The 24,580-nt window shown below is 42.1% G+C and carries 25 protein-coding genes and 1 other annotated feature; of the genes, 20 read left to right on the top strand and 5 right to left on the bottom strand.

What is annotated here, in order from left to right; translation table 11 throughout:
* Window positions 1-24 precede the first annotated feature (24 nt).
* Window positions 25-174 carry a hypothetical protein gene (locus tag MHI41_RS12515; RefSeq protein WP_008342763.1) on the bottom strand — a complete coding sequence of 50 codons (150 nt, stop codon included), beginning with the start codon at window positions 172-174 and terminating at the stop codon, window positions 25-27.
* A 192-nt stretch (window positions 175-366) separates the two neighbouring features.
* Between MHI41_RS12515 and MHI41_RS12510 the strand changes: the two genes are divergently transcribed.
* The gene (locus MHI41_RS12510; RefSeq protein WP_008342761.1) at window positions 367-549 is read left to right on the top strand and encodes a hypothetical protein; all 183 of its coding nucleotides are present in this window, start codon (window positions 367-369) and stop codon (window positions 547-549) included.
* Window positions 550-781: 232 nt separating this feature from the next.
* On the opposite strand, the gene MHI41_RS12505 is transcribed toward MHI41_RS12510, so the two are convergent.
* Complete coding sequence (locus MHI41_RS12505; protein ID WP_017367714.1) at window positions 782-1,426, bottom strand: serine/threonine protein kinase; 645 nt, start codon at window positions 1,424-1,426, stop codon at window positions 782-784.
* A 226-nt stretch (window positions 1,427-1,652) separates the two neighbouring features.
* On the opposite strand from MHI41_RS12505, the gene MHI41_RS12500 reads away from it, so the two are divergent.
* The 7 genes from MHI41_RS12500 (at window position 1,653) to yajC (ending at window position 6,681) form a co-directional block, all read left to right on the top strand.
* Window positions 1,653-2,165, top strand: coding sequence for an intercompartmental signaling factor BofC (locus MHI41_RS12500; protein ID WP_025207711.1), 513 nt, complete (start codon window positions 1,653-1,655; stop codon window positions 2,163-2,165).
* 147 nt (window positions 2,166-2,312) lie between these two features.
* Window positions 2,313-2,918 carry a Holliday junction branch migration protein RuvA gene (gene ruvA / locus MHI41_RS12495; protein ID WP_017358123.1) on the top strand — a complete coding sequence of 202 codons (606 nt, stop codon included), beginning with the start codon at window positions 2,313-2,315 and terminating at the stop codon, window positions 2,916-2,918.
* A gap of 11 nt (window positions 2,919-2,929) precedes the next feature.
* Window positions 2,930-3,934 (top strand): Holliday junction branch migration DNA helicase RuvB, encoded by a 1,005-nt coding sequence (ruvB, locus tag MHI41_RS12490; protein ID WP_007501501.1) that lies wholly within the window; start codon window positions 2,930-2,932, stop codon window positions 3,932-3,934.
* On the top strand, window positions 3,927-4,127 hold the full coding sequence (locus MHI41_RS12485; protein ID WP_008342752.1) for a DUF2905 domain-containing protein: 201 nt from the start codon (window positions 3,927-3,929) through the stop codon (window positions 4,125-4,127). The genes ruvB and MHI41_RS12485 overlap by 8 nt, the downstream gene beginning before the upstream one ends.
* Window positions 4,128-4,161: 34 nt before the next feature.
* On the top strand, window positions 4,162-5,190 hold the full coding sequence (queA, locus tag MHI41_RS12480) for a tRNA preQ1(34) S-adenosylmethionine ribosyltransferase-isomerase QueA (RefSeq protein ID WP_007501498.1): 1,029 nt from the start codon (window positions 4,162-4,164) through the stop codon (window positions 5,188-5,190).
* A gap of 31 nt (window positions 5,191-5,221) precedes the next feature.
* A complete protein-coding gene (tgt, locus tag MHI41_RS12475; protein ID WP_007501495.1) occupies window positions 5,222-6,367 on the top strand; it encodes a tRNA guanosine(34) transglycosylase Tgt in 1,146 nt (381 codons plus the stop codon).
* A gap of 47 nt (window positions 6,368-6,414) precedes the next feature.
* Window positions 6,415-6,681, top strand: a complete 267-nt coding sequence (gene yajC / locus MHI41_RS12470; protein WP_003216659.1) for a preprotein translocase subunit YajC — start codon at window positions 6,415-6,417, stop codon at window positions 6,679-6,681.
* Between the two features lie 49 nt (window positions 6,682-6,730).
* On the opposite strand, the gene MHI41_RS12465 is transcribed toward yajC, so the two are convergent.
* The gene (locus MHI41_RS12465) at window positions 6,731-7,108 is read right to left on the bottom strand and encodes a TIGR04086 family membrane protein (RefSeq protein ID WP_007501492.1); all 378 of its coding nucleotides are present in this window, start codon (window positions 7,106-7,108) and stop codon (window positions 6,731-6,733) included.
* Window positions 7,109-7,272: 164 nt separating this feature from the next.
* Here MHI41_RS12465 and MHI41_RS12460 point away from each other — a divergent pair, with 164 nt between their 5' ends.
* A complete protein-coding gene (locus MHI41_RS12460) occupies window positions 7,273-7,935 on the top strand; it encodes a DUF421 domain-containing protein (RefSeq protein ID WP_019743031.1) in 663 nt (220 codons plus the stop codon).
* A gap of 1 nt (window position 7,936) precedes the next feature.
* Here the strand turns inward: MHI41_RS12460 and spoVB are convergent, their stop codons facing one another.
* Window positions 7,937-9,487 (bottom strand): stage V sporulation protein B, encoded by a 1,551-nt coding sequence (gene spoVB / locus MHI41_RS12455; RefSeq protein WP_019743030.1) that lies wholly within the window; start codon window positions 9,485-9,487, stop codon window positions 7,937-7,939.
* A gap of 116 nt (window positions 9,488-9,603) precedes the next feature.
* Between spoVB and MHI41_RS12450 the strand changes: the two genes are divergently transcribed.
* The 8 genes from MHI41_RS12450 (at window position 9,604) to dtd (ending at window position 19,081) form a co-directional block, all read left to right on the top strand.
* Complete coding sequence (locus MHI41_RS12450) at window positions 9,604-9,900, top strand: post-transcriptional regulator (RefSeq protein WP_003216788.1); 297 nt, start codon at window positions 9,604-9,606, stop codon at window positions 9,898-9,900.
* A gap of 41 nt (window positions 9,901-9,941) precedes the next feature.
* Window positions 9,942-12,170 (top strand): protein translocase subunit SecDF, encoded by a 2,229-nt coding sequence (gene secDF, locus MHI41_RS12445; RefSeq protein ID WP_342494225.1) that lies wholly within the window; start codon window positions 9,942-9,944, stop codon window positions 12,168-12,170.
* Between the two features lie 200 nt (window positions 12,171-12,370).
* The gene (locus MHI41_RS12440) at window positions 12,371-12,859 is read left to right on the top strand and encodes a cation:proton antiporter regulatory subunit (RefSeq protein ID WP_008342734.1); all 489 of its coding nucleotides are present in this window, start codon (window positions 12,371-12,373) and stop codon (window positions 12,857-12,859) included.
* A gap of 99 nt (window positions 12,860-12,958) precedes the next feature.
* Window positions 12,959-13,315, top strand: coding sequence for a lipopolysaccharide assembly protein LapA domain-containing protein (locus MHI41_RS12435; protein ID WP_286108431.1), 357 nt, complete (start codon window positions 12,959-12,961; stop codon window positions 13,313-13,315).
* Between the two features lie 81 nt (window positions 13,316-13,396).
* Window positions 13,397-15,730, top strand: a complete 2,334-nt coding sequence (gene recJ / locus MHI41_RS12430; RefSeq protein WP_342494224.1) for a single-stranded-DNA-specific exonuclease RecJ — start codon at window positions 13,397-13,399, stop codon at window positions 15,728-15,730.
* Between the two features lie 23 nt (window positions 15,731-15,753).
* Window positions 15,754-16,266 (top strand): adenine phosphoribosyltransferase, encoded by a 513-nt coding sequence (locus MHI41_RS12425; protein WP_008342729.1) that lies wholly within the window; start codon window positions 15,754-15,756, stop codon window positions 16,264-16,266.
* A 142-nt stretch (window positions 16,267-16,408) separates the two neighbouring features.
* Window positions 16,409-18,619, top strand: a complete 2,211-nt coding sequence (locus tag MHI41_RS12420) for a bifunctional (p)ppGpp synthetase/guanosine-3',5'-bis(diphosphate) 3'-pyrophosphohydrolase (protein WP_007501480.1) — start codon at window positions 16,409-16,411, stop codon at window positions 18,617-18,619.
* A gap of 18 nt (window positions 18,620-18,637) precedes the next feature.
* Window positions 18,638-19,081, top strand: a complete 444-nt coding sequence (gene dtd / locus MHI41_RS12415; protein WP_008342725.1) for a D-aminoacyl-tRNA deacylase — start codon at window positions 18,638-18,640, stop codon at window positions 19,079-19,081.
* Window positions 19,082-19,174: 93 nt separating this feature from the next.
* On the opposite strand, the gene MHI41_RS12410 is transcribed toward dtd, so the two are convergent.
* Window positions 19,175-20,755 carry an SH3 domain-containing protein gene (locus MHI41_RS12410; protein WP_017367705.1) on the bottom strand — a complete coding sequence of 527 codons (1,581 nt, stop codon included), beginning with the start codon at window positions 20,753-20,755 and terminating at the stop codon, window positions 19,175-19,177.
* Between the two features lie 137 nt (window positions 20,756-20,892).
* Here MHI41_RS12410 and MHI41_RS12405 point away from each other — a divergent pair, with 137 nt between their 5' ends.
* The 3 genes from MHI41_RS12405 to aspS all read left to right on the top strand — a co-directional run bounded on the left by MHI41_RS12405 (window position 20,893) and on the right by aspS (window position 24,506).
* Complete coding sequence (locus MHI41_RS12405; RefSeq protein WP_003216250.1) at window positions 20,893-21,063, top strand: YrzK family protein; 171 nt, start codon at window positions 20,893-20,895, stop codon at window positions 21,061-21,063.
* A 58-nt stretch (window positions 21,064-21,121) separates the two neighbouring features.
* Window positions 21,122-21,361 (top strand) — a binding site (T-box leader).
* A 73-nt stretch (window positions 21,362-21,434) separates the two neighbouring features.
* Window positions 21,435-22,709, top strand: a complete 1,275-nt coding sequence (gene hisS, locus MHI41_RS12400; protein ID WP_017358112.1) for a histidine--tRNA ligase — start codon at window positions 21,435-21,437, stop codon at window positions 22,707-22,709.
* Window positions 22,710-22,727: 18 nt separating this feature from the next.
* Complete coding sequence (gene aspS, locus MHI41_RS12395; protein ID WP_035391010.1) at window positions 22,728-24,506, top strand: aspartate--tRNA ligase; 1,779 nt, start codon at window positions 22,728-22,730, stop codon at window positions 24,504-24,506.
* Window positions 24,507-24,580: the final 74 nt, after the last annotated feature.

Genomic DNA, 24,580 nt, shown 5'->3' with positions numbered 1-24,580 from the left:
TCGCACTCCTCTAGTGCGGGGTTTTTATAAAACGGCTGAAATGGCTTTTCTCACGAGGTGCAAAAATGCTCTAACTGCAATCGCCATCGTTTCAATACTTGGGATGAGGGCATCTGTTAAATGAAACAGGACTGTTTGTCTCTCTGGAGATGTTCGTTTTTTCTTTTGTTTCATAAAGGCAGCCTCCTTTTCATTCAATATACTTCTTTTGAAGCGTATCTAGATAGATATGTTGTGCGAATTTAAACAAAATTTAAACTTCTTGTGTTTAGAAGGAAAGAAGCAGGGGAAACGGATTGAATAGAGAATGAATGAAAAGAGCTGACCGATCCGGTTAGTGAACAAGACAGAGTGGAAGGTGATCTTATGATGAAAGTATTTAAGGTAACATTTCATATGAACAATGGGGAAGTGCTCGATTTCGAGCTGAAACGTCCAGCTACCTATGATGTGTATAAAAAAATTGAGGAAGCCAATCATTGGTTTAAGCTGAATAATGAAATCATTAACCTATTAAATGTGAATAGTATCCATGTAGAAACAGAATAAAACGAAAAGCCGCTCAAAGAGAGCGGCTTTCAGCGTGTAGACAAACCCTCGCATTCGGTGTCAGTCCTGCGTGCCGGTGCTCACGAATGTCAAATTCGCTCCGCGCCGGTACTCGTCCTTCCTAGACTGCAAAGGTTTTCTATCACGCTGAAAAGAAGACAAAGGGCTAAAATAAAGTTCATTTTAGCCCTTTGTCAACAATCTGAAAGCCGCTCTTTTCGAGCGGCTTTCATTATGCAGTAAAATCATTTCGATTGTTCAGCTGACCTCGAGACAGCCAGTTTTTCTTATACAAATAGGCAATCACTTCAAGCCACAGACGCGGCGCTTTTTTAGGGAAAAAAGGTTTTTGATAATAGGCGTATGCAGCTTTTAAATCATCCCATTGATGACATGTTTTCGTTTGCGTGAAGCGGGCGACGTCAATGACCCTGACGCGGCCATCTTTTGTTAAAATTAAATTTCGTAGATGAATATCAGAAGGATTTAAACCTTTCGCGCGTGCTTCTTCCAATGCATCATCTACTTGTTCAATCATTTGTTTTTTGATCGGAATTCCTTTTGTCAGGCATTCATAGAAAGTATAACCTTTAATATATTCCATTAAAATATACTGATCTCCAGACTCGTAAATCTCAGGATAATAGGAGGAGCCGGAAAGTTTTTCATAAATTGCAGCCTCTTTGCGGGCGATGTTTCGATAAGAAGGAAAAAAGACTTTTAACGCCATTTTCTTGCCGTCTTTTTTGTATGAAAATACATAGGCACTTCTTCCTTTGCCGCACAGCTCAAGCTCAGCCGGTTTAAAGACGAGCTTATTAAAACGCTTTTCTTCTTGATACTGAATCGATTCGGCTAATCTTTTGACATCTGACATTGACTTCACCTTCTTTGGTTTCAGTTTATGCGGCTGAAAAACGAATGATGAAAAAACCATGTGATTCGGTAGAGCAATGGATTGTATAAAACATAACATTTACGCACGAAGGATACAACGAAAGACGCTCAATATGTGTCAAGACATCGATTTGGTTAATGTTTAGCAAAATGGGTCAAACTACATATGTCATGCATCGATCTTATGTTCTAAAGAGGTGTAAATAGTGAAAGTGAAAATAAAGTATTTCGTTACAGGGCTTATCATGACAAGTGTACTCTTTTTCGCTCTTGATATGGAAGCAGCAGAACACTTGCAAAAAGAGTCAAAAACCATCAACGTTCAGCTTGAAAAGGTCTATCTAGACGGCGATGTGAGTATTGAAAGACAGCGGGCATCATTAGAAGACAAAGACACATTTTGGGCCCAGTATAAGGGCTGGACATTGGTAGAACAGCGAGAAGATTTTGCCCTTTTTAGAAAACAAATTGATGATATATCGCCTTTGAGTAAAGCAAATGGATATATCGGATTATCAGAAGACGGCGTGATTTCTACGTTTCATGGAAGGCCTGACGGGTGGGCGGAGCCTATTCATCTCTTTTTTCAAATTGATACGTCCCGTTTGGAAAGTCATGTAGAGCAACAGCTTGCACAAGGCATTCCGTTTCGAACAAAAGATGAATTTGAGCATGTGCTTGAAGTCATGAAACCTTACCGAAATGAACAATCGTTTTAATCGTATGACAGCTTGCTGGTGTGAAGACCGCAAGCTCTTTTTCATGGGTTGACGATGAAAAAAGGCTGAGCGAACGTATGTTAACTTTTATTACGGTTTTCTCTTCGATTTATGTTACAATGGAGAACAGTCAAAGAGGTGAAAACGGTGATAGAGTTTGTAAAAGGGACCATTGATTATGTGTGCCCGCAATATGTTGTCATTGAAAACGGCGGAGTGGGATATCAAGTCTATACCCCAAATCCGTTTATCTATCGAGTAACAAAACAAGAAACGATTTATACGTATCATTACATAAAGGAAGACGCTTTTTCGTTATATGGATTCCAAACACGAGAAGAAAAAGCGTTGTTCACAAAACTGTTAAATGTCACAGGGATTGGACCGAAGGGTGCGCTTGCGATTCTTGCTTCCGGTGACCCTGGCGCTGTCATTTCAGCGATCGAACGAGAGGATGAAGCTTTCCTCATTAAATTCCCGGGTGTTGGCAAAAAAACAGCACGTCAGATCATTCTAGATCTGAAAGGGAAGCTCGCAGATGTGGTGCCTGAAATGATAGGAAACTTATTTAACCACGAGGATCATATTCAAATTGAAACACAGCAAAGCGCTTTAGATGAAGCGGTTGAAGCCTTAAGTGTCCTTGGGTATGGTGATCGTGAAATCAAAAAGGTTCTTCCTTTATTAAAAGAAGAGAAGAATCTTACAACCGATCAATATGTGAAAAAAGCTTTACAAAAAATGTTGAAATAGGGTGATGTCTCATGGATGAACGGCTCGTCTCAACTGAAGCAGACAACCATGAATCAGCCATTGAGCAAAGTCTGCGTCCACAGACGCTTAGTCAATATATTGGCCAGCAGAAAGTAAAGGATAATCTCAGCGTATTTATTGAAGCTGCCCGAATGAGGCAGGAAACGCTGGATCACGTTCTTTTATATGGACCGCCGGGACTTGGGAAAACAACGCTTGCGTCGATCATTGCCAATGAAATGAATGTTCAGCTGCGTACAACGTCTGGACCAGCGATTGAACGCCCTGGCGACTTGGCGGCGATCTTAACATCTCTTGAACCTGGCGATGTTCTGTTTATTGATGAAATTCATCGCTTGCAGCGTTCAATAGAGGAAGTGCTATATCCAGCGATGGAGGATTTTTGTCTAGATATCGTGATTGGAAAAGGAGATACAGCACGCTCTGTGCGGCTTGATTTACCGCCATTTACGCTTGTAGGTGCTACAACCCGTGTTGGGCTATTAACAGCGCCACTTCGTGATAGGTTTGGGGTTCATGCAAGATTGGAATACTATGAGCAAAGAGATTTGGCTCACATTGTAGCAAGAACAGCCGAGCTGTTTGAGATTGGGATCGACATTCGTTCAGCTGAAGAGATTGCAAGAAGATCTAGAGGTACACCGAGGGTCGCCAATCGTCTGCTCAGAAGAGTAAGAGATTTTGCGCAGGTGCTTGGAAATCATGCGATCACACAAGACATTGCAGAAGATGCTCTTGAGCGTCTGCAAGTTGACAGACTCGGACTTGATCATATCGATCATAAACTGCTTTTAAGTATGATTGAAAAATTTAGAGGCGGTCCTGTTGGACTTGATACGATCTCAGCGACAATTGGAGAAGAATCACATACGATTGAAGATGTGTACGAACCGTATTTACTGCAAATTGGTTTTCTGCAAAGAACACCAAGAGGGCGGGTCGTCACAAGAGAAGCGTATGAACATTTTCATATGGAGGTTCCGATTCGTGACTGAATTCCCTAAAATGTTGATGATTTTAGGTGGTGTTCTTTTTGCCGCAGGTTTAGTGTTTCAATTGGTTGGGAAACTTCCAGGCGATATTTTCGTGAAAAAAGGGAACGTAACGTTCTTTTTTCCTGTGATTACATGCATTGTCATTAGCATCGTCCTAACCATTTTACTCAATGTCTTCGGACGGATGAAATAACGTTAACTAGTTAACTACAGAATAGGTGAAGGAAATGAAGTTAGAACTATTTGATTTTGATTTACCAGAAAGATTGATTGCACAAGTGCCGCTTGAAAAACGAGATGCATCAAGACTGATGGTCTTAAATAAACAAACAGGTGACATCACACATGATACATTCTCGCAAATCACAGATTACTTTCAAAAGGGTGATTGTCTCGTTTTAAACAATACACGTGTATTGCCTGCACGTCTGTTTGGAACGAAAGAGGATACGGGTGCTAAAGTGGAGCTGCTTCTTTTGAAACAAGAAGAAGGAGACAAATGGGAAACGCTCGTGAAACCAGCAAAACGTGTGAAAAACGGAACAGTCATTACATTTGGTGATGGACGATTAAAAGCGGTATGTACAGAAGAACTGGAACATGGCGGAAGAAAAGTTGAGTTTCAGTATACAGGCATTTTTTATGAAGTACTTGAATCCTTAGGTGAAATGCCGCTGCCTCCGTACATTAAAGAGCAGCTTGACGATCGTGAGCGTTATCAAACCGTCTATTCCAAAGAGGTTGGTTCCGCTGCTGCGCCTACTGCCGGTCTTCACTTTACAAATGAACTGCTAGATGCTCTTAAAGCAAAAGGAGTGCATATTGCGTTTATTACGCTCCATGTAGGACTTGGCACATTTCGACCGGTCAGTGCTGAACGCATTGAAGAACATGAAATGCACGCAGAGTTTTACGAAATGAATGAAGAAACGGCAGAAGAGCTTAATCGCGTGCGCAAAGAAGGCGGGCGGATTATTTCAGTCGGAACAACTTCGACAAGAACGCTTGAAACCATTGCAAGTGCTTATGATGGTGAATTCAAAGCGTCAAGCGGTTGGACATCGATTTTCATTTACCCAGGCTATACATTTAAGGCAATTGATGGCATGATCACGAATTTCCACTTGCCAAAATCGTCTTTAATTATGCTTGTCAGTGCATTAGCTGGACGAGAACACGTCCTAAAAGCGTACAATGAAGCTGTAAAAGAGGAATATCGATTCTTCAGTTTTGGCGATGCCATGCTGATTCAATAACATCATACAACAAAGACAGGAGGGCTCATTTTTGTCGCAATTACCGATACGTTATGAGTTCATTAAATCATGCAAACAAACAGGTGCACGTCTTGGACGCGTTCATACACCGCACGGCTCCTTTGAAACACCTGTATTTATGCCAGTTGGTACACTGGCTACAGTGAAAACAATGGCGCCTGAAGAGTTAAAAGCAATGGAAGCAGGCATCATTTTAAGCAATACGTATCATCTATGGCTGCGCCCGGGGCATGACATTGTCAAAGAAGCAGGCGGCCTGCACAAATTTATGAACTGGGATCGAGCGATTCTAACAGATTCAGGCGGTTTCCAAGTGTTTTCTTTGAGTGAATTTAGAAAAATTGAAGAAGAAGGCGTTCACTTCCGTAATCACTTAAATGGAGATAAGTTGTTCCTTTCTCCTGAAAAAGCGATGGAGATTCAAAATGCGCTCGGCTCAGATATTATGATGGCATTTGACGAATGCCCTCCGTATCCAGCAGAGTACGATTATATGAAACGTTCTGTAGAGCGGACAAGCAGATGGGCAGAGCGCTGCTTAACAGCGCACCAGCGTCCAGAGGATCAAGGGCTGTTTGGCATTGTGCAGGGCGGAGAATACGAAGAGCTTCGTAAACAAAGTGCAAAAGATCTTGTTTCACTTGATTTCCCAGGATACGCCATTGGAGGTTTATCTGTTGGTGAACCTAAAGATGTGATGAACCGTGTGCTGGAGTTTACAACGCCATATTTACCGGCAGACAAGCCAAGGTACTTAATGGGTGTCGGCTCGCCAGATTCATTAATTGACGGTGCGATTCGCGGTGTCGATATGTTTGACTGTGTACTGCCTACGCGAATTGCAAGAAACGGTACGCTGATGACAAGTGAAGGACGCCTTGTTGTGAAAAATGCTAAATATGAGCGAGATTTCAGACCAATCGATGAAAACTGTGACTGCTACACATGCAAAAACTACACACGCGCTTATATTAGACATTTAATCCGTACAAATGAGACGTTCGGAATTCGATTAACAACTTATCATAATCTTCATTTTCTGTTAAAATTAATGGAGCAAGTGAGAGAAGCTATCCGTGAGGATCGTTTAGGTGATTTTAGAGAAGAGTTTTTTGAGCGTTATGGTTTTAACAAACCGAATGCGAAAAACTTTTAACGCATAAACGAAAGGCTTTACAATGCTTTAGAAAGGGGTGAGATAGAATGGATGGTGGTATGGGTTCAATCATTATGATTGTTGTCATGTTTGCTGTGCTTTACTTCTTGTTAATCCGTCCACAGCAAAAGCAACAAAAAGCTGTGCGTCAGATGCAGCAATCTTTATCAAAAGGCGATAAAATCGTCACAATCGGTGGTTTACACGGTGAAATCGACTACATTGATGAATCAAAAGTGGTCATCAAAACAAGCGAAAACAACCGTTTAACTTTCGACCGACGTGCTATTAGAGAATTAGCTGACAAAGGCTAATCCTCCAATACATAGCGATAAAAAAAGAGCGATATCATTCGCTCTTTTTTTATTTGCCCCGAAGATTGACGCCAATCATTCCCCCTAGCATACAAATTCCCAAAAAGGCTGCATGATAGATGAATTGTTCTGGTGAAAAGGTTTCTCCAAACCCTAAATATTGAAATAAAAAGACAGTGAGTGAAAAGATAAAAGAGGTCATGGCGCCAATGAGCCAGCCTCGTTCCTTTGCTTTCCCTCCAGAAATCATTCCTCCTAGAAAAAGTGCCGCAAAGGACAAGATCATGATCATCCATTTAAACGATGATTCCTGCATACTTGTGAAGGTAAGCATCAGTGATACAAGTAAGCTTGTCACAATCATCACGACAAAAATAGCAATTAAGCCAGATAAAATGCCTTTTCCTATTTGTTTCGTTTCCTGCATGTGATTCGTCTCCTCTCCAATTGACCGAAGCTTGTCTTTTACTAAAATGTATTCACGGAGGAGAAAAAATAGACATGTTCTCGTGATAAAAACCGAGGCTTTCTTTTCTACATAAATAAAGTGTTTTGACACAAGCTATGGTGGAGAAGGAGGGTTTACATCATATGCAGGACATCTTAATTATCTCCATGAGAACGATCATTTTATATTTTCTCATTTGGTTTATCTTTCGTTTAATGGGCAAAAGGGAGATTGGGGAACTGAGTATTTTAGATCTTGTTATTTTTATGATGATCGCTGAAATTGCGGTGCTCGCCATAGAAGAAGTAGAGGATCACATGTTACATACAGTATGGCCGATCCTGCTGTTAACCTTCATTCAAATCACCCTTGCCTATTTGTCATTAAAATTTCAAGGTGTCCGGCGTTTTCTCGACGGTAAGCCAGCCCTGCTCATCATCAACGGAAAAATAGATGAGGGTGCGATGAGAAAACAGCGATACAATTTTGATGATTTGCTGATTCAATTAAGAGAAAATAACATCGATAGTATCCAGGATGTCTCATATGCCATCTTAGAGCCTTCAGGGAAGCTCGCCGTTGTTGAAAAAGAAAACAAGCGCAAACATGCAGCGCTTGAGCTCCCTCTTATTGCAGACGGTGTGGTTCAGCATGATCATCTCAAGCAGATCAACCATGATGAACAGTGGCTGATAAAGGAGCTTGCCAAAAGAGGCTATGATGACATCGAGCAGATTTCCTACTGTAGCTTTAATCAGAAGGATTTTTATATTGATTTGAAAGATGAAGTGATCAAGAAAGAATGAGCTAAAGCAGCTTCCCAATAAACGGGATGCGGCGTAGCTCTTCTCGTTTCACTAGCCCAAGACAGATTAATAGAATGACATACAGCACGCACGTCAAAAAGATCATCATGACAAGCTCCAAAGGGGCGGAAAAGAGTCCGCTCGCTTGATGTTTCATCCATAAACTGACTGCCCCAGTACCGATGATCACAAGGACGCAAAGTCCATATTCTTTTAATGGTAAATGAATAGGCAGCACTTTACCGACAGTTGCCGCATGGAGCAATGTGACAAGGACGATGCCGATGAGTATCGCAAGCGCTGCGCCCATAATGCCAAAGCTTGGCTGTGAAGCAAGAACAAAGATCATGCCTGTTTTCACAACAGCTCCTATCAAGCTGTTGGTCATCGCTGCCCCAGCTAAATTTAATGCTTGAAGGACAGCCTGCAACGGCCCTTGAAAGTAATAGAGCAAAAAGAAGGGGGCCATGAATTTTACATAGACAGCGGCATGTGATGAACCATACATGAAGAGGGTTAAATTTTCTGCATACACGAAAAGGATAATACATGAAATGCCCCCGCTTAATAAACAAAGGCGCATCGCCTGCTTGAGCCGGTATTCGACCGTTTTGCGTTTGTTCTGTTCCATCCCCTCACTAATCGCTGGAACTAGTGCGGTGGAGAGAGAATACGTGATAAAACTAGGAAGTGTCAAAAGGGTGAGCGCAAGTCCTGTCAATTCTCCGTACTGCCTTGTTGCTTCCACAGCTGCATAACCGGCAATCGCAAGGCTTTGCGCGACGACAATCGGTTCTAAAAACCACGAGATATTGCCGATGAAACGGCTGCCTGTCGTTGGCAGGGCAATACTCATGAGCTGTTTAAACGTATCCTTCCCATCATGAATTGCCTTGAAAAAACGTTTTCGGATACGGATGGTCTTTTTATAACGAAAGGCAATCAGTAAGTAAGCAAGTGAAATCATTTCCCCGATGACAGATGAAATCATGGCGCCTGCTGCTGCATATTCAATTCCATAAGGCAGGAATGCTGTTGTACATACTGCCACGAGTGAAATTCTTGCGACCTGTTCTAGTACTTGTGACATCGCAAGCGGGCTCATTTGCTGTCTTCCTTGGAAATAGCCCCTTAACACACTAGAGATCGCAATAACGGGTACGACTGGTGTAATGGCAAGCAGAGGATAGACCGTTCTAGGATCTGTCAGCATATTTTCCGCCATAATAGGGGCAAACCATAAAAAGAGCGGCGTGAAAATCAGGCTGAGTGTTCCTGTTATCGCAAGGGACATCACTAGAATGCGTTTTGTTTTCTGTTTGTCACCACGGGCTTCTGCTTCTGCGACTAGCTTACTAATCGCAACAGGAAGTCCGAATTGAGTCAGCGTCACGGCGAGAAAAAAGGTAGGCGCTGCCATCATATAAAGCCCTACGCCTTCTTCACCAATGAACCTTGCAATCACAATTCGATTGACAAAACCCAATATTCTTGTAATAAAACCTGCTAAAATTAAAATAATGGTCCCTTTTAAAAACGTTTGCTTCGTCAAATCACAGATCACCTGCCTTCTCAAACGACATAGAATCATATACAATAAGATATGCGTGTATATCGTCCAAGCATGACAAGTCTCTCGATAAAAAACTGAAAAGGGGGAGCCTCACATTGACACAACATCCGGCTGCTATATACAAAGACCATTTAAAGCCTTTTCTGTTCAGTAAGCTTGAAGAATTCATCGTTTTGGGCTATAAAGATGTAGATTTAGAGGAATTATGGTCATACTTAGAGAATAAGAAGTGGAAGAAAAAACAAGAGTATCCGATTCATGAAATGGTTGCAGATATTTTATCTGTGAAAATTGGCGAATTTATGAACTATGCAACCGTTCAGTCGTTTAAAACGTCTGCTTTTTTGGACAGTGAAGATGGCAAGAATATGCTGGACGAACTGTTGAAATAAGCCATCTAAATGGATTCAGGTGTTTAAGGAGGAAATACATAATGAAAAAAGGGCGCATACTTGCGTTTTTCTTAGTGGTTCTGTTAATCGGAACTGGTGTGGGCTTATTAACGAAGCCCGTTGCGAAAGATATGACGCTAGGGCTGGACTTACAGGGTGGATTTGAAGTTCTGTATGATGTACACCCAGTGAAAAAAGAAGACAAGATCACAAATGGTGTTCTCGTCAGTACAGTAGAGGCTTTAAACCGAAGAGCCAACGTGCTTGGGGTCAGTGAGCCGAACATTTCGATCGAAGGAAACAACCGTATCCGCGTACAGCTTGCGGGCGTAAAAGATCAAAACAGAGCACGGGAGATTCTATCGACTGAAGCACAGCTTTCCTTCAGAGATACGAATGACAAAGAGCTTCTAAACGGATCTGATCTTGTTGAAAATGGTGCAAAACAAACATTCAATCAAACGAATGAGCCGATCGTGACGGTCAAACTAAAGGATGCGAAAAAGTTTGGTGACGTGACAAAAAAAGTAGCGGCAATGGCACCAAACAATCAGCTTGTCATTTGGCTTGATTATCATAAGGGAGATTCCTTCAAAAAAGAAGTCTCTAAATCAAATCACAAGTATGTATCTGCGCCGAATGTAAACCAAGAAATTAACAGCAGTGACGTACAAATTGAAGGAAACTTTACGGTTCAAGAGGCAAAAGACCTTGCGAGCATTTTAAATGCCGGCGCATTGCCAGTAAAATTAACCGAAAAATATTCAACATCTGTGAGTGCACAGTTTGGTGAGCAAGCACTAAACGAAACAGTCTTCGCAGGAATTGTAGGAATAGCATTTATCTTCTTATTCATGCTGTTTTATTACCGATTACCAGGTCTTGTTGCTGTCATTACACTGTCAGCTTATATCTATATCACACTGCAAGTCTTTGACTGGATGGGTGCGGTCATGACACTTCCTGGAATCGCTGCATTGATTCTTGGGGTAGGGATGGCTGTTGATGCCAATATTATTACGTATGAACGGATTAAAGAAGAGCTCAAGCTCGGTAAATCTGTCCGTTCTGCTTTCAGATCGGGTAACCGCAGATCGTTTGCCACGATCTTTGATGCAAACTTAACAAGTATCATTGCCGGCGGGGTTCTGTTCTTCTTTGGAACAAGCTCTGTCAAAGGATTTGCAACTATGCTTATCCTATCGATTTTGACAAGCTTTATCACGGCTGTCTTCCTATCAAGATTCCTTCTTGGGTTACTTGTAGAAAGCCGCTATCTCGACCGCAGAAAAGGCTGGTTTGGGGTTCGTCAGAAAGACATTATTGATATTCATGAAACAACTGAAAATACTGAACCGAAAACACCATTTGATAAATGGGATTTCGTCAGCAAACGTAAAGGCTTTATGATTTTCTCAGCAGCCATTACCATTGCTGGAATCATTGTGCTTTCAGTCTTCAAGCTCAATGCAGGTATTGACTTTGCAAGTGGTACTAGAGTTGATATTCAAAGTGACCATAAGCTGTCAACAGAACAGGTGGAGCAAGATTTTAAAAAGCTAGACCTTGAGACAGACAGTGTTGTGTTATCGGGTCAAAAAGAAAATCAAGCAGCAGCTCGATTTGTCGGTGTTCCAAATAAAGAAAAAATCGCTGAAGTGAAAGATTACTTCAAAGATAAATACGGAACGGAGCCTAACGTAAGTACAGTGTCTCCGACAGTTGGAAAAGAGCTTGCGCGTAACGCATTATACGCTATCATCATTGCTTCTATCGGGATTATCTTATATGTATCCGTCCGATTTGAGTATAAAATGGCGATTGCAGCGATTGTCTCTCTGCTTTACGATGCATTCTTTATCGTTGCCTTCTTTAGCATTACGCGCTTAGAGGTGGATGTCACCTTCATAGCAGCGATACTCACGGTCATTGGGTATTCGATCAATGACACGATTGTCACCTTCGACAGGGTGCGTGAGCAAATGAAGAAACGCAAACCGAAAACGATCGAAGATTTATCGTACATTGTGAATTTAAGTTTACAGCAAACCTTTACGCGTTCTGTGAACACTGTACTCACTGTACTTGTAGTGGTGATTGCACTTCTCATTTTCGGTTCAGCATCTATTACAAACTTCTCCATCGCCTTACTTGTCGGCCTATTAACAGGGGTGTATTCATCCCTTTACATTGCGGCACAAATTTGGCTGATATGGAAAGGCCGTGAGCTGAAAAAGCCGGCTAAAATAGATACAGAACAAGATATTTAAACAAGAAAGACTGCCACCTTGGCAGTCTTTTTTTCATGCATCATACTTGTCATCGTCACAACAATAAGATGATATGTAAAAACATTTCGGGTTTCATTGATCTTGAAATGGTCTTTTGCTATAATGACATACGTTTAGATCAGTATAGAAAGCAAGTGTCTGTTTGGGGCATTTGGCTTTTATTCATTGGAGGGGCTGTTATGAAGGTTCGGGAAACTGAACTGCCAGGTATCGGTCACAAAGCCGAAATGATCACAAGAAATAATGAGAAGCTTGCCATTATCACACATGATGACGGCAGAAGAGAGATGTATCATTTTCAAGAAGATGATCACGAAGAATGTATTTCTGGTATCTTGCTGAGCGATGAAGAAGCAAGACAAATCTCGGCTATTTTAGGCGGCATGGTCTATAAACCAAAAGCGCTTGAGACAGTGGAGGTGGCCATTGATGAACTCATCATTGAATGGTTTAAGATTGAAAAGAACGCACCGGCTGTTAACCAGACGATCGGAGACCTGAGTGTTCGCCAAAACTATCAAGTGACAGTCATCGCCATTGTGAGAAAATCACATGAGAAAATTTTAAACCCAGGACCAGATACGGTGATTGAAGAAGGAGACACCCTTGTCATCTCTGGAGAAAGAAAAGAATTAAAGAGCCTCATTAAAGAAAAACTCAGCAGCTAAGCGCCCATGCTGATAGAAAACCTTCCGCAATTTTCTTTCTGTGTTTAAAAAGGACAAGAAAGAGGGAAGAATAAAAGAAAAAGCTTGGGGGATTTGTAGATGAATAAACAACAATGGACCATCATACTCGCATTTATTTTCGTATTAATTGTCTCAGTATTTGCTGTCATTAACGTGCGGCCTGTACAGGTAGACTACTTATTTGGAACGGCTGAATGGCCGCTGATTCTTGTCATTATCGGTTCTGTTCTTATGGGCGGACTCATTGTGGCTTTTGCAGGGATTTTCCAAATTGTGAAACTGAAACGTGAATTAAAAGTATTAAAAGCTGAACATGCAGCCGCTAAAGCAAGCCCTGCTTCTTCCCATAAAAAGGTGGACAAAGACGTTCAAAAGAAAACGAATGTCACGCCTTTAAAAGAACAGCCAGCGTCTTTTGACCGGAAGGAAAAATAATCTTCCAGTATCATTTCATAAAATAAAAATTGAAACCCCTCAGTCCACTCTAGTATAATAGTGTGGTTGAGGGGTGAATTTATGTTATTATCCAAAATGCGTTGGGAATATGAACATCCTAGCGAAGAAAAAGTGAAATCACTCTCTGAAAATCTGAATATTTCAGCGCTGACTGCATCACTTCTTGTACAAAGAGGGCTCGAAGAAGTAGAAGAAGCGAGGTCTTTTTTATTTGATCAAAAAGCCGAATTTCATGATCCATTCTTATTAAAAGGAATGAAAGAAGCAGTAGAGCGCATCAACAAAGCGATCGAAGAGCAGGAATCGATTGTGATCTTCGGAGATTATGATGCAGATGGTGTGACAAGTACGTCTGTACTTTTACATACACTAAAAGAACGATCTGCTAAGGTAGACTTTTATATTCCAGATCGATTTAAAGAAGGATATGGGCCAAACGAACAGGCTTTCCGATATATCAAAGAGCAAGGGGCATCGCTTGTTATCACCGTAGATACAGGGATCGCTGCTGTAAATGAAGCACGTATTGCAAAAGAAATAGGATTAGACCTGATCATCACAGATCACCATGAACCAAGCGAGGAACTGCCTGAGGCACTTGCGATTGTACATCCTAAGCAGCCTGGATGTGAGTATCCGTTTAAAGAGCTTGCGGGTGTCGGTGTTGCGTTTAAAGTGGCACATGCACTCCTTGGTAAACTCCCAGTAGAATTATTAGATCTTGCTGCAATCGGTACAATTGCCGATCTTGTCCCGCTGCTTGATGAAAATAGATGGCTTGCAAAAAAAGGTCTGATGCAGCTTCGTCAATCTAGACGGCCTGGGTTAAAAGCGTTATTAAAAGAAGCAGGCGCCACTCTTGAAGAAGCAAATGAGGAAACGATCGGCTTTCAAATTGCGCCAAGGCTGAATGCTGTTGGACGAATTGAGCAGGCAGATCCGGCTGTTCATCTTCTCATGACTGAGGATATGGATGAAGCAGAAGAACTCGCTCGTTTTGTACAAGAATTGAACAAAGAACGGCAGAAAATTGTGAGTACGATCACGGAAGAAGCCATTCAAATGGTTGAAGAGACAGGCGCTGACCAGTCTGCTATCGTCGTAGCAAAAGCTGGCTGGAATCCAGGCGTTGTTGGCATTGTTGCCTCAAAATTGACGGATACATTTTCTCGTCCGGCGATTGTGCTTGGAATAGACGAAGAAACGCAGATGGCGAAAGGGTCAGCACGAAGTATTCCTGGCTTTGATTTATTTTTCCATTTGAGCAAGTGCCGTGACATCCTGCCGCATTTCGGTGGACACCCGATGGCAGCAGGAATGACACTTCAAGCGGATGATGTTCCTTTACTTAGGGAAAGATTGAATCAATATGCAAATGAAACGTTGACAGAAGAAGATTTTATTCCAATTCAACGGGTCGATGCAGTATGTAAAGTGGACGAAATGACGGTGCAAGCCATTGAAGAAGTGGGGCTGCTGTCCCCGTTTGGCATGCAGAATCCTAAGCCGTTCATTATGATTGAAGACGCCAAGCTTGAAGACATCCGAACGATCGGGGCCAATCAAAATCACATTAAAATGTCACTAAAAGACGAAGACAAGCTGCTCGACTGTGTCGGTTTTCACCAAGGCAAACTAAAAGAAGAACTTGTCCCGGGGAGTCTAATTTCTGTCGTTGGCGAGGTCTCGATTAATGAATGGAATAACCGAAAGAAACCTCAGCTCATGCTAAAAGACGCTAGAGTCGATGAATGGCAGCTGTTTGATTTGCGCGGGAAAAAAGATTGGGAAAAGAAAGTATTAACACTTGATCCAGCAAAAACGATGGTCTTCTGTTTTGACGAAGAAACAAAAAGGCAATCGGAGCTAGTGGATATTCCGATTCATCTTATTGATGCAGAAAATGTATCCACGTTTGATGTGCAGGAAAAGTATGTGATCTTTGCCGATGTTCCTGCCGATGAACACTTGCTCAAGCTGCTTTTAGAAAACCAACAACCAGCAAGAATTTATACGGTGTTTCAGCGGAAAGAAGATCACTTTATGTCCTCATTCCCGAGCCGTGATCAATTCAAATGGTTTTATGGGTTCTTGTTCAAACGGGGAAGTTTTCCTATTAAAGAACAAGGCATGGAGCTTGCCAAACATAGAGGTTGGACAAAAGATACAATCATTTTTATGACAAAGGTGTTTTTTGAACTCGGTTTTGTTAAAATAGAGAATGGTGTGCTGTCAATAGTGCGTGATGCCCCTAAAAAAGATTTAACCGCATCATCGTCTTATACAGCAAAACAACGATTGATGGAACTCGATCAAACACTAACATATTCCTCAGCCAAAGAGCTGAAGGAATGGCTGAATAGCATGATGAGCGAAGTCTCACCTGTGCTTTGACGTACGAGGAGGAAAAGGAAAAGATGGATTTAAAACAATATGTGACAGTTGTACCTGACTACCCAAAGGAAGGTGTACAATTTAAAGATATTACAACGTTAATGGATAAAGGCGAAGTGTACCGTTATGCAACGGATCAAATCGTTGAATACGCGAAGGAAAGAGACATTGATCTGATTGTTGGACCTGAAGCGCGTGGATTCATTATTGGCTGCCCTGTAGCATACGCACTTGGTGTAGGTTTTGCCCCAGTTCGTAAAGAAGGAAAGCTTCCTCGTGAAGTCATCAAAGTCGATTACGGTTTGGAATACGGTAAAGATGTATTAACGATTCATAAAGATGCAATTCGTCCTGGTCAGCGTGTACTGATCACAGATGATTTGCTTGCGACAGGTGGAACGATTGAAGCGTCCATCAAGCTGGTTGAGGAATTAGGCGGCGTTGTGGCAGGGATTGCGTTTTTAATTGAGCTGACGTATCTTGATGGCAGAAAGAAGCTTGACGGTTACGACATCTTGACGTTAATGCAATACTAATGGAGTTTTACGCAAAAAGCACTCAGTAAGAAGGGTGCTTTTTTCCTATCAAAAATCTTTTAGCGGACTTCTTCTCTTTACATCTATCGAATTTTTCTTGATAATAAACTACAATACAGTTTTCATTTAAAAAGGTGATTCCATGGCGAACGAACAAGTTTTAACGGCGCAGCAGGTCATTGATAAGGCAAGAGAATACCTGTCCGCTGAACATATTCAATTTATAGAGCGTGCATACGAATATGCTGAAAATGCTCACAAGGAACAATACCGGAAATCCGGTGAGCCCTATATTATCCATCCTATTCAAGTGGCGGGAATTCTTGTTGATCTTGAAATGGACCCTTCGACCATTGCAGGCGGCTTCTTGCATGATGTTGTCGAAGACACGGATGTGACATTAGAAGATTTAAAAGAGCATTTTAACGAAGAAGTGGCCATGCTTGTTGATGGTGTGACAAAGCTCGGAAAGATTAAATATAAATCACAAGAAGAACAACAGGCTGAAAACCATCGTAAAATGTTTGTTGCAATGGCGCAGGATATTCGCGTCATCTTAATTAAGCTGGCAGACCGTCTTCACAATATGAGAACACTCAAACATCTTCCGCAGGAAAAGCAGCGAAGAATTTCAAATGAAACCCTTGAGATCTTTGCACCGCTTGCGCACAGATTAGGGATTTCAAAGATTAAGTGGGAGCTTGAAGATACAGCCCTCCGCTATTTAAATCCGCAGCAATACTACCGGATTGTGAATCTCATGAAGCGCAAACGAGCGGAACGTGAAGAATACTTGGACGAGGTTGTCAATGAAGTGAAAGACCGCGTGTCTGAGGTGAACATTAAGGCTGAATTCTCCGGCAGACCGAAACATATTTATAGTATTTATCGCAAAATGGTCATGCAAAATAAGCAGTTTAATGAAATATATGATTTGCTGGCTGTACGTATTTTGGTTGACAGCATTAAAGACTGCTATGCGGTACTTGGTATTATTCATACGTGCTGGAAGCCGATGCCAGGCAGATTTAAGGATTATATTGCGATGCCAAAGCCGAACATGTATCAGTCTCTTCATACAACGGTGATTGGTCCAAAAGGGGACCCGCTTGAAGTTCAGATTCGTACAGTGGAAATGCACGAAATTGCGGAATACGGAATTGCGGCACACTGGGCGTATAAAGAAGGCAAAGAGTCAGCAGAATCGACGGAAGAAGCCGTTTTCCAGAAGAAGCTGTCTTGGTTTAGAGAAATCCTTGAATTCCAAAATGAATCCACAGATGCGGAAGAATTTATGGAATCGTTAAAAATTGATCTTTTCTCTGATATGGTGTTTGTATTTACACCAAAAGGAGACGTCATAGAGCTGCCGTCTGGTTCTGTTCCAATTGATTTCTCATACCGGATTCATTCGGAAATTGGGAATAAAACAATCGGAGCCAAGGTCAACGGTAAAATGGTCACACTTGATCATAAGCTAAAAACAGGTGACATTATTGAAATTCTGACATCTAAGCATAGCTATGGACCAAGCCAGGATTGGGTAAAACTTGCCCAAACCTCCCAAGCGAAGCACAAGATCAGACAGTTTTTCAAGAAACAGCGCCGTGAAGAAAATGTCGAAAAAGGCCGAGAACTTGTGGAGAAAGAAATCAAAAACCTTGAGTTCGATGTCAAAGACATTTTGACAGCTGAAAATCTGCAAAAAGTGGCCGATAAATTTAATTTCTCAAATGAAGAGGACATGTATGCAGCTGTCGGTTATAACGGAATTACGGCACTCCAAGTGGCGAATCGTTTAACGGAAAAAGAAAGAAAACAAAGAGATCAGGAAGAACAAGAGAAAACCGTTCAAGAAGTGTCTGTAGAGTCAAAACCATATCACGGGAAAAAACGCGAAGCTGGCGTACGAGTGAAAGGAATTGATAACTTGCTTGTCCGTTTATCTAAGTGTTGTAATCCTGTTCCTGGTGATAGCATTGTTGGCTTTATTACAAAAGGCCGTGGCGTATCTGTTCACCGTGAGGACTGCCCAAACGTGAAGACAGGAGAAGCGCAGGAGCGGTTAATTCCGGTTGAGTGGGAGCACGAACAGCCTGCTCGAAACCGTAAAGAATACAATGTGGAAATTGAGATATTAGGATACGATCGACGCGGCTTACTTAATGAGGTGCTTCAAGCGGTGAATGAAACGAAAACAAACATTTCCTCTGTTTCTGGGAAGTCGGATCGGAACAAAGTAGCGACGATTCATATGGCTATTTTTATCCAAAATATTAATCATTTGCATAAAGTAGTGGAACGTATTAAACAAATCAAAGACATTTACTCAGTTCGCCGATTTATGAATTAGAAAGGAAGTATATCGTCTATGAGGCTTGTTGTTCAGCGTGTGACGAGTGCATCTGTGAAAGTAGAAGAAGAGATCACAGGTGCCATCAATGAAGGCTATATGGTGCTCGTTGGGGTTACACATGAAGACACAGAAGAAGATGTGCATTACTTAGCTGAAAAGCTCGCACACTTGCGTATTTTTGAAGATGAAAACGGGAAAATGAATCATTCTTTGTTAGATGTAAAAGGAAGTGTACTGTCTGTGTCTCAATTTACCCTTTATGGTGATACGAGAAAAGGCAGACGGCCGAACTTTATGAAAGCTGCCAAACCGGATGTGGCGAATTCACTTTACGAATGCTTCAATGAAACGCTTAGAGAAAAAGGCATCCATGTTGAAACTGGACGTTTTGGGGCGATGATGGACGTCTCATTGACCAATTCGGGGCCTGTCACCATGTTGATGGACAGCAAAGAATAGAAAGACATTAGACTGTAGATAAACTCTTGCTGAGAGTTTGTTTAGAGTCTTTTTCTTTTGGTATCAAAAAAGAGGCGCAGCGGCCTCTTTTTTCTATCGGAAATATTGTTTTAATCCTTCTGTCATTCCTTCTGTCACTCGTTCTTGGTAAGAGGCGCTATAAATGATCGCTTCTTCTTGAGGATTGCTTAAATAGCCGAGTTCATATAAAAGGGAAGGGCGTTTGTTTTCTCTTAAAACAAAATAATCTCCAAATTTGACTCCTTTATCAGGGATCTGTGATCGTTTTGCGACTTCAGTATGAACGCTTGTCGCCAGACGTTGATCTTTGGATGCCTGATAATAATATGCGGTGCTCCCTCTGATACTTGGGTCCATAAAGCTATCATAATGAAGACTTATAAATGCATCTGCATTTCGGTAATGTGAAGTGGCAACCCTCGATTGAAGGCTGATGAATGTATCATCACTTCTTGTTAAATAGACATTTGCTCCAGAAGCTCTTAACTTACCCGCCAGCAAATGAGCGGTTTTGATCGTGATATTCTTTTCAAATGCACCGTCTGCGCCGATCGTGCCGCTGTCTTTTCCGCCATGACCAGGATCAAGCACAATTGTTTTGCCTTTTAAAGATCCAGTGCCAGACGATGAATCCTGCTGAGGTCTTGGTGCTTCGCTGCTATTTTTCTTTGTTTGAACGACCCAGCTCGCCACGTAGCCTGTTCCGCCGTTTGATAATGTCACCTCGTACCAGTCACCTTGCGTACGAACAATTTGATAAGCAGCTCCTTTTGATGCTCTTTCTGCAATACCAGCAGAGGTAGAAGCGCTTTTTCTAATATTCGTTCCATCATAAACAATGTACGCTTTCTGATGAGATGACGAAGAGGATGAATTCTTTTCAGATGCTGAACTTGTTCCTTGGCTTGAGACAATATAATAACTTGCAACCCAGCCTTTAACGCCTTTTGCTTCGATTTCATACCAGCCATTTTGCTCCCGTAAAATGGTGACTTGAGTGTTACGGGAAAGTGAAGCGGCCACTTGTGCGTTTGGTGCCGCCGATTTACGAACATTCAAGCTTGATACGCCAACTGTGCCGGACTGTTTAGAACGAGCGGGCTCAGCTGAACTGGATGAAGAAGCGTTTTGTCCGCCAGAAATATAATCAGAGTGGACCCAGCCTTCCGCTTGTTTGTACGATATTTTTGTCCATTCGCCGCTTGTGTCCAGCTTTTTAGCGGAAGCGCCCTGAGGGAAAGTGCCAATGACTTGATAGGAAGTCCCTGGGCCTGTCCGAATGCGAAGGTCAGAGGCTGTTGACGTAATCGAACTGCTTCCTTGCGTACTTTGACCTTGCGTCTTTTGCTTAGCAGGCTTTTGTGCATCAGATGACTTGGTAATCAGCCATGAGACGACCCAGCCTTTTTGTCCGTTCGATAGCCCGATCTGTACCCATTCTCCTTGTTCAGTGAGAATGGGATAGCTTTCTCCTCGTTTCACAACTGCTGCGATCCCGTAGCTTAAACCAGGTCCGGTTCGCACATTGATTTCATCTGTTGCAACGACAGCTTGATCTGTTTGAGCCGTCGCATGTGTCATTGGCCAAGTGCTGGCAATGAGGATAAAACAGGTGAGCAGCAACATGATGTGATGGTGTGTTTTCAGATTCAAAACGGTGTTTTCCCCTCCCTTGTAAAACCGATGAATGTTAATTCGTTATGTAATGGATGAATTCCTTGCAGTTTCCCTAATAAAAATGAATCAATCTGTTTATACTAGATAAAAATGTGATAAAAGGATGTACAAACATGAGATTAAGCAGAAAATTAGGACGAGTGCAATATAATGGACATCGTGATATCGATCGCTGGCAGCACGACGAAATGGATCAACCAGGCTTCCTTGAAGAAACGGCATCTGAATACGGATGCACGTCAAAAGAAGAGCTGGAAAAGAAAAAGAGGCACGGCAAGGGTTGACAGAGTGGCAGCACCGACCTTATTATAATATAAATCAACACACTTGAAAATTTAAAATGTGGAACTGATGATAGAGAATAGTAGGGTAAATTGCGTGAGCAGAGAGGAATCGCCTTAGGCTGAAAGCGAATCCGCATGGCATTTATCACGAAAGAACACTCTGTAGGTTTCCTGCTGAACACTCAAAAAATGAGTCATTAGGCGGAGAACGTGAATCTGCGTTAAGGATTTGAGCGGGAACATGGCTAGATCATGTTCCAACTAGGGTGGCACCACGGGTATAACTCTCGTCCCTACTATACACATAGTAGAGGCGGGGGTTTTTTATATGTCCACATAAAAAATGAATGATGGTCGTAGGAGGACGAAAAATGAGTTTTAATATTCCAAGAGGCACACAGGATATTTTACCGGGAGAATCAGAACGCTGGCAGTATGTTGAACAAATTGCGAGAGATACATGTGCAGCCTTTCAATACAAAGAGATTCGCACACCGATTTTTGAGCATACGGAACTGTTTGCACGAGGAGTAGGCGAGTCAACAGATATCGTTCAAAAAGAGATGTACACATTTGAAGACAAAAAAGGACGTAGCATCACACTTCGCCCAGAAGGAACAGCTTCAACTGTCCGTTCTTATGTTGAAAATAAACTGTTTGCACAGCCTGCACAGCCTACAAAGCTGTACTACATTGGACCAATGTTCCGCTATGAGCGTCCGCAAACGGGAAGATATCGTCAATTTTATCAATTCGGAATTGAAGCGATCGGTTCAAAAGATCCTGCCATTGATGCAGAGGTCATTTCATTAGCGATGAGTGTGTATGAGAAAGCGGGTCTTTCCAACTTAAAACTCGTCATTAACAGCCTTGGTGACAAAGAAAGCCGTGCTGATTACCGCCAAGCACTTGTCGAGCATTTTGAACCAAGAATTGATGAATTCTGTCACGACTGCCAAATTCGTTTACATCAAAATCCATTACGTATTCTTGATTGTAAAAAGGACCGCGACCACGAACTGATGGCAACGGCACCATCCATTCAAGATTACTTAAATGAAGAATCACGGACTTATTTTGAAAAAGTAAAACAATACTTAACCGATCTAGGCATTGAATATGTCGTCGATCCGAACTTAGTGCGCGGTCTTGATTATTACAATCACACAGCCTTTGAGATTATGAGTAATGCAGAAGGCTTTGGGGCAATCACAACATTAGCCGGCGGCGGCCGTTATGATGGACTCGTTGAAGGAATTGGCGGTCCTGAATCACCAGGTATCGGCTTTGCGATGAGTATTGAACGTTTCCTATCAGCGATTGATGCAGAGAAGATTGAGCTTCCTGTTCAAGACGGCATTGATTTATACATTGCGGCATTAGGAGATCAAGCAAAAGATTATGCTGTTGGCTTATTGAATCGCCTAAGAAAAGAAGGCATTTCAAGTGAAATGGACTATACAGGGAAAAAGCTAAAAGCACAATTTAAAGCCGCAGACCGCTCGAAAGCCAAGTTTATTGCAGTTCTTGGTGAAGATGAGCTGGCGCAGCAAATTGTAAATGTAAAAGATACGACAACGGGTGAACAAATTGAAGTGAAGCTTGATGAGCTGATTCAAATGATGAAAGCCCACCAGAAAGCGTAAAGAAGGAGTGGAATGTTTGTGTTTGGTAGAACTTTTTATTGTGGAGAAGTAACAGAAGACCAAATCGGTCAAACAGTTGTATTAAAAGGATGGGTACAAAAACGTCGTGACCTTGGTGGATTAATCTTTATTGACCTGCGTGATCGTACAGGCATTGTGCAAGTTGTCTTTCATCCAGACCAATCAAAAGAGGCTCTTGAGACAGCAGAATCGATTCGTAATGAATATGTCCTTGATATTAAAGGGACAGTGGTCGCAAGAGAAGAAGCCACGATCAACCCAAATTTAAAAACAGGCAAAATTGAAATTCAAGTCGACACGGTCACTGTTTTAAATGAAGCCAAGACGCCTCCATTTGTGATTTCTGATCAAGCAGATGAGGTATCAGAAGATGTGCGCTTAAAATACCGCTACCTAGATCTTCGCCGTCCTGCGATGTTTGAAACGATGAAAATGCGACATGAAGTCACAAAAGCATTCCGCCATTTCTTAGATGATCACGGTTTTCTAGACATTGAAACGCCAATTTTAACAAAAAGTACGCCAGAAGGTGCACGTGACTATCTTGTGCCAAGCCGTGTACATGAAGGAGAATTCTATGCGCTGCCGCAGTCTCCGCAATTATTTAAGCAATTGCTCATGGTGTCTGGGATGGACCGCTACTATCAAATCGCTCGCTGCTTTAGAGATGAAGACTTACGTGCTGACCGTCAGCCGGAATTTACACAAGTCGATATTGAAATGTCCTTTATGAGTCAAGAAGACATCATGACGCTTGCTGAAGAGATGATGGCAAAGGTGATGAAAGATGTCAAAGGTGTTGACTTGACATTGCCATTACCTCGTATGACGTACGATGAAGCGATGAATTCCTATGGTTCTGACAAGCCAGATACCCGATTTGACATGAAGCTTGTCAACATTTCAGACACGGTAAAAGACTCAGATTTCAAAGTCTTCAGCGGTGCTGTAAACAATGGCGGAGCTGTCAAAGCCATTAATGTCAAAGGGGCTGCAGCAAACTACTCAAGAAAAGACATCGATGCACTTGGTGCATTTGCAGCGAACTATGGTGCAAAAGGTCTTGCTTGGCTAAAAGCTGAAGGGACAGAGTTAAAAGGACCAATCGCTAAATTCTTTGATGAGTCAAAACAAGCAGAATTAAAAGAACAGCTTCAAGTTGAAGAAGGCGACCTTTTACTCTTTGTTGCAGATAAGACGTCTGTTGTCCATGATGCGCTTGGCGCACTTCGTTTAAAACTTGGCAAAGAGCTTAAACTCATCGATGAGTCTGTCTTCAATTTCTTATGGGTAGTCGACTGGCCGCTGCTTGAAAAAGATGAAGAAGAAGGCCGCTTCTATGCTGCCCACCATCCTTTCACAATGCCAGTTCGGGATGATCTTGAATTAATTGAAACAAGTCCAGAAGATATGAAAGCTCAAGCGTATGATCTTGTGCTGAACGGCTATGAGCTTGGCGGAGGTTCTATTCGTATTTTTGAAAAGGACATTCAAGAGAAAATGTTTGGTTTACTTGGCTTTTCTAAAGAAGAAGCGTACGATCAGTTCGGCTTCCTTCTTGATGCATTTGAGCATGGTGTGCCTCCGCACGGCGGAATTGCGCTTGGACTTGACCGCTTAGTGATGCTGCTTGCCGGCCGATCTAACCTAAGAGATACCATTGCGTTCCCGAAAACGGCAAGTGCAAGCTGTGTTCTCACAGATGCTCCTGGCACTGTAAGCACAGCGCAGCTAGATGAACTGAGTTTGGCTATTAAAACAAAAGTAAAACAGTAAAATAGGCGCATGTTTATAGGCATGTAAACGCTTGAAAAAGGGACATGCCTATGATATGCTTTCATCAACCAATA

Origin of the sequence: Bacillus sp. FSL M7-0307 (assembly GCF_038627835.1) — a bacterium.
Classification (GTDB): domain Bacteria; phylum Bacillota; class Bacilli; order Bacillales; family Bacillaceae; genus Bacillus; species Bacillus altitudinis.
The sequence above is the reverse complement of the archived record's forward strand: the minus strand, read 5'-3'. Positions and strand labels throughout refer to the sequence as shown.